General features: G+C 67.6%; 10 protein-coding genes. 3 read left to right on the forward strand and 7 right to left on the reverse strand.

Going from position 1 to position 11,960, the window contains the following annotated elements; genetic code table 11:
- Positions 1-148: 148 nt before the first annotated feature.
- Positions 149-1,465: an amidohydrolase gene (locus B9G38_RS01970; protein WP_086219305.1), complete on the reverse strand. Its 1,317-nt coding sequence runs from the start codon at positions 1,463-1,465 to the stop codon at positions 149-151.
- A gap of 89 nt (positions 1,466-1,554) precedes the next feature.
- Between B9G38_RS01970 and B9G38_RS01975 the strand changes: the two genes are divergently transcribed.
- The gene (locus tag B9G38_RS01975) at positions 1,555-1,899 is read left to right on the forward strand and encodes a dihydroneopterin aldolase family protein (protein ID WP_086219306.1); all 345 of its coding nucleotides are present in this window, start codon (positions 1,555-1,557) and stop codon (positions 1,897-1,899) included.
- A gap of 184 nt (positions 1,900-2,083) precedes the next feature.
- Positions 2,084-2,584: a hypothetical protein gene (locus B9G38_RS01980; RefSeq protein WP_049932848.1), complete on the forward strand. Its 501-nt coding sequence runs from the start codon at positions 2,084-2,086 to the stop codon at positions 2,582-2,584.
- A gap of 73 nt (positions 2,585-2,657) precedes the next feature.
- On the opposite strand, the gene B9G38_RS01985 is transcribed toward B9G38_RS01980, so the two are convergent.
- From B9G38_RS01985 to B9G38_RS02010, 6 genes are all read right to left on the reverse strand, one after another.
- On the reverse strand, positions 2,658-4,022 hold the full coding sequence (locus B9G38_RS01985; protein ID WP_049932847.1) for an ABC transporter ATP-binding protein: 1,365 nt from the start codon (positions 4,020-4,022) through the stop codon (positions 2,658-2,660).
- Positions 4,019-5,140 (reverse strand): ABC transporter ATP-binding protein, encoded by a 1,122-nt coding sequence (locus tag B9G38_RS01990; RefSeq protein WP_086219307.1) that lies wholly within the window; start codon positions 5,138-5,140, stop codon positions 4,019-4,021. Before B9G38_RS01990 ends, B9G38_RS01985 begins: the two co-directional genes overlap by 4 nt.
- 1 nt (position 5,141) lies before the next feature.
- Positions 5,142-6,128, reverse strand: coding sequence for an ABC transporter permease (locus B9G38_RS01995; protein WP_049932845.1), 987 nt, complete (start codon positions 6,126-6,128; stop codon positions 5,142-5,144).
- The gene (locus B9G38_RS02000) at positions 6,128-7,123 is read right to left on the reverse strand and encodes an ABC transporter permease (RefSeq protein WP_222104443.1); all 996 of its coding nucleotides are present in this window, start codon (positions 7,121-7,123) and stop codon (positions 6,128-6,130) included. The genes B9G38_RS01995 and B9G38_RS02000 overlap by 1 nt, the downstream gene beginning before the upstream one ends.
- Positions 7,124-7,327: 204 nt before the next feature.
- Positions 7,328-8,971 (reverse strand): ABC transporter substrate-binding protein, encoded by a 1,644-nt coding sequence (locus tag B9G38_RS02005; protein WP_086219308.1) that lies wholly within the window; start codon positions 8,969-8,971, stop codon positions 7,328-7,330.
- Between the two features lie 247 nt (positions 8,972-9,218).
- Positions 9,219-10,874, reverse strand: coding sequence for a GTPBP1 family GTP-binding protein (locus tag B9G38_RS02010; protein WP_086219309.1), 1,656 nt, complete (start codon positions 10,872-10,874; stop codon positions 9,219-9,221).
- A 173-nt stretch (positions 10,875-11,047) separates the two neighbouring features.
- Between B9G38_RS02010 and B9G38_RS02015 the strand changes: the two genes are divergently transcribed.
- Entirely contained in the window at positions 11,048-11,926 is an 879-nt protein-coding gene (locus B9G38_RS02015) for a ZIP family metal transporter (protein WP_233127145.1), read from the forward strand.
- The last annotated feature ends 34 nt before the right edge of the window (positions 11,927-11,960 follow it).

Genomic DNA, 11,960 nt, shown 5'->3' on the forward strand with positions numbered 1-11,960 from the left:
CGTTGAGCTGATGACAGCGATTCGAACTCGTCAAACACACGCGTACACGACAAGAAGTCCGTAATCGGCATCATCCGTCTTCACTACCGCCTACGTCATGCTCCTACTTCAACGTTCAAAGCTGAGTACATGAATAGCCGTGCGTCCGCTACGCTGAATCCACGCGGTCGACGAGGTCGCTCGCGGCGGCCGCGGCGCGCTCCTGTACGGCCGTGGCGTCCAGCGTCAGCACCTCTCGGTCGCGCATGAGAATGTCGCCGTCACAGACCGTGTGGCGCACGTCGCTCCCGCGGGCCGCGTACGCGAGGTGCGAGACGGGGTCGTGGACCGGCGTCAGGTGCGGCGCGTCAAGGTCGACGACGGCGAGGTCGGCGGCCGCACCCGCCTCGATCCGACCACCCGGGAGTCCGAGGGCGTCCGCGCCGCCGGCCGTCGCCATCTCAACGACCGCCCCCGCAGGGACCGCGCTCGCGTCGTCCGTGGCGAGCTTCCCGAGCATGGCGGCGTCGCGCATCTCGTCGAACACGTCGAGGTCGTTGTTCGAGGCCGCGCCGTCGGTGCCGAGCGCGACGGTCACGCCGGCCTCGCGGAGCCGCTGAACCGGGGCCATCCCGCTGGCGAGCTTCATATTCGAGGCCGGGCAGTGGACGACCGCCGTTCCCGACTCGGCGAGCCGGTCGATCTCGCCGCCGCCGACGTGAACGCCGTGCGCGAAGAAGTCGTCCGGGCCGAGCGCGCCGAGGTCCTCGGCGTACGCGATCGGTCGCTCCCCGCGCTCGTCGACGATCGGGTCGACCTCGTCCGCCGTCTCGTTGGCGTGGAGGTGGACCGGAACGCCCGCCTCCCGCGCCTCCGCGACCCCCTCGCGGAGGAACTCCTCGCCGACCGTCGTCAGCGAGTGCGGCATGAACGCCGTGCGGATCCGGCTGTCCGCCGCGCCGTCAAGTTCGCGGGCGACCGCGAGGCTTTCCTCGACATCCGCGCGGGCGTCGGCCGCGTCCTTGCCGACCGTCACGACCCCGTGGCCGAGCCGCGCGCGCAGCCCCGCGCGATCGACGACGTCCGCGACCCGGTCCATCGCGAAGTACATGTCCGCGAACGCGGTCGTCCCAGACCGGATCATCTCCAGCGCGCCGAGCTCCGCGCCCGCCTCGACGTCGTCCGGCGTCAGTTCGGCCTCCGCCGGCCAGATGTCCTCGCGGAGCCACGGGTCGAGCGGTTTGTCGTCTGCGTACCCGCGGAGCAGCGTCATCGCGACGTGCGTGTGCGCGTTGACGAGCCCCGGGATCACGAGCGACCCCGACGCGTCGAGCGTCTCGTCGGCGTCGGGCGGCGCCTCGCCGTCTGCGCTCACGTCTCGTACCTCGACGATCCGCCCGGCGTCGCGGTCGATCGTCACGTCGGCCTCGGTCACGGAGCCGTCAGGGCGGAGGACGCGGCCGCCCGTCACGCGAAGCGCGTTCATACGGACCGATCCCGCTCCCCGAACCAAACGGCTTCGGTTCCGCCGGGCCCCTCCGAAGCCTCTTAGGCCGGCGCCGCCGCAGTGCGGGCATGGCAACCGACGCCCAGCAGGCGTGTTTCGAGGCCGGGATCAAGTTCGGCTCGCTGTACCACCAGTTCGCCGGCACGCCGGTCAGCCCGTCGAGCACGCGGAGCATGGAGACCGCGATGGCGGAGGCGATCGAGAACCAACCGCACTGCGAGGCGGTGACCGTCGACATCCACGACGACCGCGTCGCCGACGCGATCGACCACGAGAACGGCTACACGGAGCTCACCGGCTCGCTGATGGACGTGGAGATGCGGATCGCGTACGAGGGCGTCACGGTTCACACGCGGATGGCGATGGAAGACGGGTATCCGCTGATGGAACTGGTCGACGTGGTCGACGACTGACGGCGAGTCGTTACGGTCCGGGGGCGCCGACTCGGCCGGTCCGACCGTCGCGGTCCGGAGAGTCAGGGCCAACTCTGTCCGACGCGGACCCGATCGCCGTCGACCCGAACGCTTAGTACCGCGACCCGCCTACCGCAATCCGAACGCGGCCGACGCTTCCGATTCCCCGCTTTCAGAGACGCTCATGGTCGACAGACGCCACGACGGTCGGACGGATCGCACCGGCTTCGACGAGACGAAGAACTACCTCTCGACCGCCCTCGGCCGCGTCGTGCCGCGGGCGGTGGCGCGGCGCGCGCTCGAGGTGAGCGTCAGCACGGACGCCGCCGAGTACGCGCCCGACGAGCCCATCTCGATCACGGTCATCATCCGCAACCGCCTGCCGGTCCCAATCGAGGTCCCGACGACGACGCGTCGCTCGTGGGGGTGGGCGGTCGACGGCGTCTTGGAAGCCACCGACAAGCGACGCTACATTCGCGGTGAGGAGTCTTCGCTGTCGTTCCGCGCCGGCGAGACGAAGCGGGCGACGGCCACGTGGAACGGTCGCTTCCGCCGCACCGCCGACGACGGCGGGCTCGACCGATCGGTCCGGGCCGATCGCGGCGACCACACGATCTCCGTGTTCGTGCCGGTCCCCGGCGCCGACGAGCGCCACGAGGACGCCACGCAGATACGGATCCGCTGACGCCGCCGGTGACGTCAGCGAGCGGGCCGCCGAGGCGCCGCGCGGCGAGGTGATTTTTAAAAAGGGTCGGCGGTCAGTCGTCCGCTTCGGGCGCTTCCGTTCCGGGCCGCGCCGCGCCGCCTACCGTGGCCTCGTCTACCGCGGTCGCGACCGCCTCGTCGCGGCGCAAGTGACACGCCGAGTAGTGGCGGCCGTCGCCGATCTCCGACTCGATCTCGTAGGCCGGCCGGGCCGTCGCGCAGACGCTCTGGTCCGCGAACCGCTCGACGAGGATCCGCTCGGCGTCCTCGAACTTGTCGCGCTCGATGTGGCCCAGCGCCTCGTCGAGCAGGGTGCCCGCGTCGCCGCTCGGGACCGCGTCCTGGAAGTACCGCGACCGGAGGACATCCGGATCGGTCTCCTCGAACGCCCGGCGCTCGACCGCTCGCTGGAACTCGACAAGGTTCCGCCAGGCGCCGTCGCTCATGTCGTACTCTTCCGGCTGGATCACCTTCGGACAGCGGGTCCGGAACCGGCAGCCCGAGGGCGGGTCGATCGGCGACGGCACGTCGCCGGACAGGAGGGCGGTCCGCCCCCCGCTCCGCGGATCCGGGACCGGAATCGCGTCGAGGAGCGCCTGCGTGTACGGGTGCTGCGGGTTCTCGAACAGCTCCTCCTTGTCGGCGAGCTCGACGATGTTCCCGAGGTACATCACCGCCACGCGGTCGGAGATGTGGCGGATGACGCTCAGGTCGTGCGCGATGAACAGGTACGTGAGGTCGAACTCTTCTTGTAGCTCCTCCATCGTGTTGAGCACCTGCGCCTGGATCGAGACGTCGAGCGCCGACACGGGCTCGTCGCAGACGATGAAGTCGGGGTTCACCGACAGCGCCCGCGCGAGGTTCACGCGCTGGCGCTGCCCGCCGGAGAACGCGTGCGGGTACCGATTGTAGTGTTGCGGGTCGAGCCCGACCTTCTCTAACAGCTCCTTGGCGCGCGCCTCGCGCCCCTCCTCGTCGAGCATGCCGTGGGCCTTCATCGGCTCCTCGACGATCGGCCCGACCTTCATCCGGGGGTCGAGAGAGGACTGCGGGTCTTGGAAGATCATCTGCATGTTCTTCCGCATCCGTCGCAGCGGCTCGCCGGACAGCGATGCGAGGTCCTTGCCCTGGAAGTAGACGCTTCCCTCGGTGGGTTCAAGCAGCCTGAGGACGGTACGGGCCAGCGTTGACTTCCCGCAGCCGGACTCGCCGACGAGCCCCAGCGTCTCCCCTTCCTTGATGTCGAAGTCCACGCCGTCGACGGCGCGGACATCGGAGGTCGACCGGGAGACGTACGGGAACTCGTCGTCGAGCTGGACGCCCGCGAGGAGTCCACTCTCGTTGTCGAAGTGCTTCTTGAGGTTCCGCACCTGGAGGAGCGCCTCGGGGTCCGACTCTGGCGGGCCGACTTTGGTCATTCCGCCTCACCCCCGGTCTCGGTGAACCCGGCGGAGAACCCTCCGGTCGCCTCCGTGTCGATCGGGGGACTCGTGTCGTACCCGATGTCGAACGCGTCGTGTTTCACGCACGCGGCCGTGTGCGTCCCCTCGGTGTCCCCGCTCATCTCCCGCGGCTCGGGGTGGACCTCACGGCACACTTCTCGGGCCTCGGGACACCGCGAGTGGAACCGACAGCCGGAGGGCGGGTCGATCGCCTCTGGCATCACTCCCTTGATCGGCCTGAGCTCGTCGACTGTTTCGTCGGGGCGCGGCATCGAGTCGAGCAGCGCCGACGTGTATGGGTGTTTCGTGTCGTAGAACAGATCGTCCACCTCCGCCTGCTCAATTATCTCGCCGAGGTACATCACGTTCACCCGGTCGCAGATCTCCGCGACGACGCTCATATCGTGGGTAACCCAGATGAACGAAGTATCGTACTTCTCTTGGAGGTCCTTCACCATCTCCAGGATCTCGCCTTCGACCGTGACGTCGAGCGCGGTCGTCGGCTCGTCGGCGATGATCAGGTCGGGCTGACAGGCGAGCGCCATCGCGATCAGCACGCGCTGTCGCATCCCGCCAGAGAACTGGTGCGGATACTCGTCGTACCGCGACTCCGGCGCCGGAATTCCGACCTCCCGGAGAATGTCGATCGCCTCCCCTTTCGCCTCGTCGGTGCCGAGGTCGCGGTTAATTTCGATGAACTCTCGGAGCTGCCCTCCGACGGTGAAGACGGGGTTCAACGACTCCATCGGGTCCTGGAAGATGATCGCGATCTCGCGGCCGCGGATCCGTTTCCGCATCTCCTCTTCGGTGAGCATCTCGTCGCGCGGGCGCAACTCGCCGCCGCCGTCCTCTTCGAGGCCGAAGATCGTCTCGCCTTTGAACTTGATCTCGCCGCCGACGATCTCGCCGGGGCTGTCGACCAGCCGGAGGATACTGGAGGTCGCGACGGACTTCCCCGCGCCCGACTCGCCGACGAGCCCGACGATCTCCCCCTCGTGAACGTCGAAGGAGATGCCGTCGACGGCGCGGACCGTCCCGTCCTCGGTGAAGAACTGCGTCTTGAGATCGCGTACGCTGAGTAGTGGTTCGCTCATATCAGTTGTTGATCCGCGGATCGAGGGCGTCTTGGAGGCCGTCGCCGAGAATGTTGAAGCCGATGACGGTGATCAGAATCGCGATACCGGGGAAGATGCTGAACGTCGGCGCGGGGAGCATGTACCCCCGCGAGGCGGACAGCATCTGCCCCCACGATGGCGTCGGCGGCTGCGCGCCGAAGCCGAGGAACGAGAGTCCGGCCACGATGAGGATGCTTACCCCGACCTGAAGTGTCGCCTGGACGAGCACCGGGGCGAAGCTGTTGGGGATGATGTGCCGGAAGATGATGTTCCGGTCTTTCACCCCGGCCGCCCGCGCGGCCTCGACGTAGTCCTCCTCACGGATGGACACCACGCGGGACCGGATGAGACGGTTGAAAACGGGGATCGCGGTGATCCCGACGCCCACCATCGCGAACGTGAGGTCCCGGCCGAACGCGGTCATGAACGCGATGACTAAGACGAGGAACGGGATGGCGTAGATAGTCTCGGTGACGCGCTGGAGCACGTCGTCGATCCAGCCGCCGTAGTAGCCGGAGACCGCGCCGATGACGGTACCGCCGCCGAGGCCGATGGCGGTCGCGAGGAACCCGACCGTCATGGCGATCCGCGTCCCGTAGATTGTCCGGGAGAGCAGGTCGCGGCCCCGGTGGTCGGTGCCGAGCGGGTGTTCGAGTACGCCCTGTCCGAACTGGTTCTCCATGCCGACCGGCGGGAGCAGCCGCCGCACGTTCTGTGGGTCGGTCTCCGGATTATACAGCACCGCCTCAGCGATGGCGTAATCGAGAACGTAGTAGTCGAACGCGGCAAAGATCGCGACGAACGTCATGAACCCGACGATGTAGGTCCCGATCCGCGCCGTCGTGTCCTGTCTGACCTGCTTCAGCGTGTACCGGAGCCCGACGCGGGCCTCGACCTCGTCTGGCCCACCGCTCTCGTCGCTGTTGTCCGGCGTGTCGTCGTCCGAAGTTGCGCTGTTGACAGACATTACTCGTCACCGTATGTGACCCGCGGGTCGAGGTAGCTGTACGTGATGTCCGTGACGATCACGCCGATCACGTAGACGAACCCAAACACGAGCGTCGTGCCCATGATCAGCTGGTAGTCCTGATTGTTGATCGCAGTAATGATCAACCGGCCCATCCCCTGAATCTCGAAGACGGTCTCCGTGAGGACGGCGCCGCCGAGCGCGGTTGAGAGCCCCAGGCCAATGATGGTGATCACCGGGAGCTGCGCGACTTGGAACGCGTGCTTGCGCACGATCGTCGACTCGGGCACGCCGTACGCCCGAGCGAGCTTCACGTACTCGCCCTGGAGCGAATCGACCATCGACGAGCGCTCGATCCGGGTGATCTGCGCCATCTGGAGCGTTCCGAGCCCGATCATGGGTAAGAAGAGGTGATGCGCCGTCTGGCGTAACACCCCAATCCGCGTCGCTGCCCCCCGCACGTCCGCCGGGTCGGCCCACGGGAGGACGAGCCCTCGCGCGGGGAACCATCCGAGGTAGAACGCGAAGACGATGATCAACACCAGCCCGATCCAGAACGACGGCGTCGAGACGCCGATGAGCGAGACGATCCGCGAGACGTGGTCCGCCGGCTCATTGCGCCGCTTCGCCGAGATCACGCCGAGCGGGATCGCGGTGACGATCGCGAACGCGAACGCTGACAGCATGAGCAGCAGCGTCACTGGGAGCCGGAGCAGGATCATCTCCAAGACAGGGCGGTCGTAGTAGATACTAAGCCCTAGATCTCCCGTTGCGACGCCGCTGAGGTACGTGAAGTACCGAACGTGTATCGGTCGGTCGAGGCCGTACTGGGCCCGGATCGCCTCGACCTGCTCCTGTGCCGGCGTTGGCCCCAACATGATCTCGACCGGATCGCCGGGAATCTGGTTGGCTAGGAAGAAGGTTATCGTCACGATACCTATCAGTACGGGTATCGCCTGTGCGAACCGCCGGAGTGTGTACCGAAGTAAACTCACTGTCGTGGATCTCTTGTTGCTTCGACTCGGTTTTTGCTGTCGCTTATCTGTTTCGCTCCCGCCGACGTGCCAATTTGGAGCCGCAAGCGGGCAGCCGACCCCGCCGCCAACCGCCCAAGAGGGCACACTTACGGCCCAACCCGCTCCGAGCGCGCACCGCCCGGGTCCGCTCCGTGGGTCCGATCCCCAAACCTCCGGGGCCGGTTATCGGTTCACAGTGACGCCGTCCAGCTGGACCTCCGACGAGATCGGGTGCGAGCTGAAGCCCTCCACCACGTTGCGCACGCCGTAAGAGTTGTTCAGGTTGTACGCCGGCATGTGGACGCGCCCTTCGAGCAGCGTCGTCGTCGCGTCGATGTAGAGCTGGCGACGCTCCTCGCGGTCAGACGACTCGCGGGCCTGCGTCAGCATCTGCGAGGCCTCGTCGTAGTCGTGGAACGTCCCGTTGTTCGTGCCTTCCGTTTCTTGGCTCAGCAGGTTGTACGCGAACGTGTCTGGGTCCGGCGAGCCCGACCAGCCAAGGGTGTACATGTTGTAGTCGTCCTCGCTACCAGTGACGTACGCGTCGAGGAACGTCCCCCAGTCGAGACGCTGGACTTCGACATTCTGGAAGCCAGCATTCTGGAGCCCGTCGCCGATGGAGATGCCGATCTGCTCGCGCTTGTTGTCCGGCGGCACGATGATCCGCCAGTTGTAGTCCATCGAGACCCCGGCCTCCTCGAACAGCGCCTGCGCCTCTTCCAGGTCCTGATCGTGTTGAATGTCCGACCACTCGTCGGTCGGGAAGTCCCACTCCTCAGAGATCGAGGCCGGGTAGGGGCTATGTTGGCGGACGCCGGCCGGCTCGACGAAGTTCTCGACTGCTTGGTCCATCGAGACGCAGTAGTCGACCGCCTCGCGGACGAGCGGGTCGCTCGTCGGTCCCTCGCCGCAGTTGAACGCGAGATAGAAGTACCCAATCCCCGGCTCTTCTGTCAGCGTGGCGTTCTGGTTCCCTTCGACCGTCTCGTACAGCTGCGGCGGAATCGATTCGACGATGTCGACGTTCCCAGTCTCCAGCTCGGTGACCCGCGTCGTCTGTTCGACTATCGGCTCGAACTCGACTGTGCTGATCTCCGGGAGGTTATCGCTGTCCCAGTAGTCGTCCCACCGCTCCAGCGTCGCGTAGCTCTCCGGCCCCCACTCGGCGAGCCGGAACGGCCCGGAGGTGACCGGGCCCATGTTGTACGCGTCCGTGTCTTCCTGTCGGACGGAGGCGTTGACGACGTTCCGGGCCATGGCGATCGTGAACGCGCCGTACGGGTACGAGAGGTCGAACTGTGCGGTTTTCTCATCGATCACCTCCCCGGTATCGATCATGTCGACTTCTGATGCGTTCTCGGTCTGTTCCTCGACGGGCGCCAGCATCGTGTGAACGACATCTTCCGCGGTGACGGGATCGCCGTTCTTGAACTGGGCGTCCTCGCGGATCGGGACGATGAAGCGCGTGCCGTCGCGCTCGACCGTCGGCATGTCCGCGGCGATCTTCGGCTCCAGACTGACGCCGTCGCTGTACTCGTAGAGCCCGTCGAAAATCCGCCCGGCAATCTGCGCGGACGGCACGTCGTTCATGACGACGGGGTCCATGTCGAGCGGGCCCTTCGCCTGCGCGAAGTACAGGGTCGGGGCGCTGCCGCCGTCGGAGCCGTCCGAACCGTCACTGCCGTCAGAGCCGTCGCCGTCTGAGCCGTCCGAACCGTCGCCGCCGTCCCCCCCACCGGCACACCCGGCGAGCAGGAGGGAGGTGCCGGCTGCTCCGCCGGCGAGGACCTTCCGTCGCGAAATGCGTTGTGTGTGTTGTCGACGCATACAGTCGTCCACTTGTTTCTATTTAATAAGTACTTTGGGTTGGCGTGGTCGTATGGTCATCTCTGTTCGCTTTGTTGTCCTTTTGTCCATACGTACTCCGTCGAACTCCGTCCGAATCAGGGAGAAACGGCTGCCATGATCCGAAATTTATTGATATATCAGTGGATAAAAATCGGACAAAATACTGATATTTTGCGTGCGGCACGCGACCGGCGAGTCAGTTTGAGTGCGGCACCCGACCGGCGAGTCAGCGCTCGCTCGGCGCCGCGTCCTCCGCGGCGTCTCCGGTGCCAGTCACCGTTCCGACCCCTTTGCTCGACCCCTCGCGGAAGACGAAGCGCTGTCCCTCCTCGATCAGGTACGGCCGGAACTTGAACCGGACGCGCGCCTCGCCGGTGTCGCCCGGGAGCAGTCGCCCCTCGTCCGGGAAGAACGCGGCCGCCTCGGAGACGGTTTCGAGGTGGACGACCGGCTCGTACCCCTCCTGAATCCGCGTCGGGTGGTTGAGCACCATCACCTCGGCGTCGAACTCGCGGACCGGTTCCGGCTCGCTGTCTCGGGGGACCAGCGCCATCCCGCGTTCGATCTCCGCCTCGTCGACGCCCTTCAGCGCGATGCCGACGATCCGCCCGGCCGTCGCCTTGTCGACCCGGTGGTAGTGCATCTCGATCGACCGCACCTCCACCTCGCGGAACGAGCCGTCGAGCATGGGCCCGAGGAGGAGCTCGTCGCCCGTCTCGACGGTCCCCGAATTCACCGTGCCGGACGCGACGGCGCCCACGCCCGTCACCTTGTAGCTGCGGTCGACGTACATCCGGAAGGCCTCCCGGTCCGGCGTCGCGCGCTTCGGGAGGCGCTCGAACAGCCGGTCGAGCGTCTCGACCCCGTCTTTCGTCACCGCGCTGGTCCGCAGCAGGGGGACGACTCCGTCGCCGACCTCCGCGACCGCGGTGTCGACGCCGTGCCGGTCGACCAGCAGCGGGGTCTGGCCCGCGTCCCGGAGCATCGACTCGACCTCGCGCTCGACCGCGGCGAGCCGGTCGTCGCCCACGGCGTCCGCCTTCGTGATCGCGACGATCGTCGGGAGCTCGGTCGCTAGGAGGATGCCGAGGTGTTCGCGGGTGGTCTTCGTCGGGCCGTCGTCGGCGGCGACCACGAGGAGCCCGTAGTCCAGTTTCTGGCCGACGATCCCGCGGATCGTCGTCCGCAACCACGGCTCGTGGCCGACGGTGTCGACGAAGGAGACGAGCCGGTCGGCGGCCTCGACGACTCCCGCACGGTCGGACTTGCGGTGGGGGTTGTCCATCCTGACCGGCTCGTCGGCGCCGTCGGCGAAGCCGTACACCGCGTACGAGAGGTCGGCCGAGAGGCCGCGCTCGACCTCGTGGGGCTGGACGTCGAGGAAGCCCCGCGTGCCGCCCTGCCCGTCGTCGGCGCGCCCGGTGACCAGCGTCCCGACCAGCGTCGACTTGCCGTGGTCGACGTGGCCCGCCGTGCCGACGACGAGGTGGTCCTCGTCGGCCTCGAACACGCCGCCGTCGCGGAGCGTGGCGAGCCCCACGAGGCCCGCCTCGTCGCCGTCGCCGCCGGAGCCGGCGCTCCACGTCTCGGCGTCGGCGATGTGGGCGTCGGCCTCGTCGGCCAAAAGCGAGAGCACGTCCATGGTCTCGGAGAAGGCGTCGGGGGAGACGCCGGCCAACCCGCCGTCGTCGGTCACGCCGAGGACGTAGGTAGCCTCGCCGTCGCCGGAGAGGACACGGTGGCGGAGCTGAGCCACGAGCGACTCCATGCGCCCGTCGGCGAGGTGAACCTCGCGCGTCAGGCGCTCCTTGAACTCGATCGCGCCGCCGTCTCGCTCGCCGCGCTCGATGGCCCGCCGGAGGGCGGACCGGTCAGCGCTCATATTCGTCCGTAAGCGACAGCCGGGCTTAACGGTTTTCGTGGTACGTGCCCCCACGGCTCGTGATCGGTACCGAGCCCTCGGGAGCGCTCCCGAACGACGCACATCGCTCGCCCCGGAATCCGGACGCTCGCCGGAAATATTATTAACTCAGGCAGTATAGTTATTACTGTACAATGACGGCATTCGAGAGCGACACCGACGGAGCGACGAGCGGTCGCGGCTCGATAGCGCCCCGGGAGTGGGCGATCGGCGTCGGCGGCGTGGTCGCGCTCGCCGGCCTCTCGGCGCTCGCGCTCGCCGCGGGCGTCACGTGGAAGCTGCTCGCCATCTCTTGGACCGCCTTCGGCGCCATGGCCGTCGGCGCGCCGCTGGGGGCTCGGACGGTTGCGGCCGATCACCCCCTCGAACCGGTCTGGGGGTACGGACTGGCGAGCGGCGCGATGGTGACGAGCACGGCGCTGTTCCTGATTCCCCAGGCGCTCGCCCAGCACACGCGGTTCGGCGGGCTCGGCATCGCGGTCGGATTCTTGGCCGGGTACGCCGGCCACTCGCTCGGACACCGGTTCGCGCACCTCGACCTCCCCGTCGAGCACACCGCGGTGGAGCTGACGGTCCACGCCCTCGCGGCCGGCGCGATAATCGGCGCCATCTACGGCGCGATGCCGTCGCTCACCTCGCTGCTCGGGATCGCGCTCGTCTCTCACAAGGCGCCGGCCGGCTACGCGGCGGCCCGCCGCCTTGCGGCCCGCGACCGGTCGATCGTCACTCTCGCGCTCCCGGCGGCGGCCGTCGGCCTCGTCGCCCTCCCGGTGGCCGCGATCGGACTCACTCCGTCCAGCGTCCTCCGTGGGGTGCTGTTCGGCGTCGGGGCCGGCGTGTTCCTCCACGTCGCCGTCGACCTGCTGCCGGAGTGTACGGCGGGGAGCGAGACCTGTCCCGCGGACGCCGCGAGCGACGGTCACCGGCCCCGCGACCGACTGCGTACCCACGCGGCGATCAGCTCCGTCACCGGCGGCGTCGCCGTCGCCCTCGCCTGGCTCCTGATCACCTGACGATCTCTCCCCGCGGTCCGGCGTCCACGCCCGA

The sequence above is a fragment of the Halorubrum sp. SD612 genome, assembly GCF_002135005.1.

Excerpts from the sequence above, each read along its gene's own strand:
- B9G38_RS01970 (WP_086219305.1), bottom strand. The coding sequence starts at position 1,465 with ATGAACGCGCTTCGCGTGACGGGCGGCCGCGTCCTCCGCCCTGACGGC.
- B9G38_RS01975 (WP_086219306.1), top strand. The coding sequence starts at position 1,555 with ATGGCAACCGACGCCCAGCAGGCGTGTTTCGAGGCCGGGATCAAGTTC.
- B9G38_RS01980 (WP_049932848.1), top strand. The coding sequence starts at position 2,084 with ATGGTCGACAGACGCCACGACGGTCGGACGGATCGCACCGGCTTCGAC.
- B9G38_RS01985 (WP_049932847.1), bottom strand. The coding sequence starts at position 4,022 with ATGACCAAAGTCGGCCCGCCAGAGTCGGACCCCGAGGCGCTCCTCCAG.
- B9G38_RS01990 (WP_086219307.1), bottom strand. The coding sequence starts at position 5,140 with ATGAGCGAACCACTACTCAGCGTACGCGATCTCAAGACGCAGTTCTTC.
- B9G38_RS01995 (WP_049932845.1), bottom strand. The coding sequence starts at position 6,128 with ATGTCTGTCAACAGCGCAACTTCGGACGACGACACGCCGGACAACAGC.
- B9G38_RS02005 (WP_086219308.1), bottom strand. The coding sequence starts at position 8,971 with ATGCGTCGACAACACACACAACGCATTTCGCGACGGAAGGTCCTCGCC.
- B9G38_RS02010 (WP_086219309.1), bottom strand. The coding sequence starts at position 10,874 with ATGAGCGCTGACCGGTCCGCCCTCCGGCGGGCCATCGAGCGCGGCGAG.
- B9G38_RS02015 (WP_233127145.1), top strand. The coding sequence starts at position 11,048 with ATGACGGCATTCGAGAGCGACACCGACGGAGCGACGAGCGGTCGCGGC.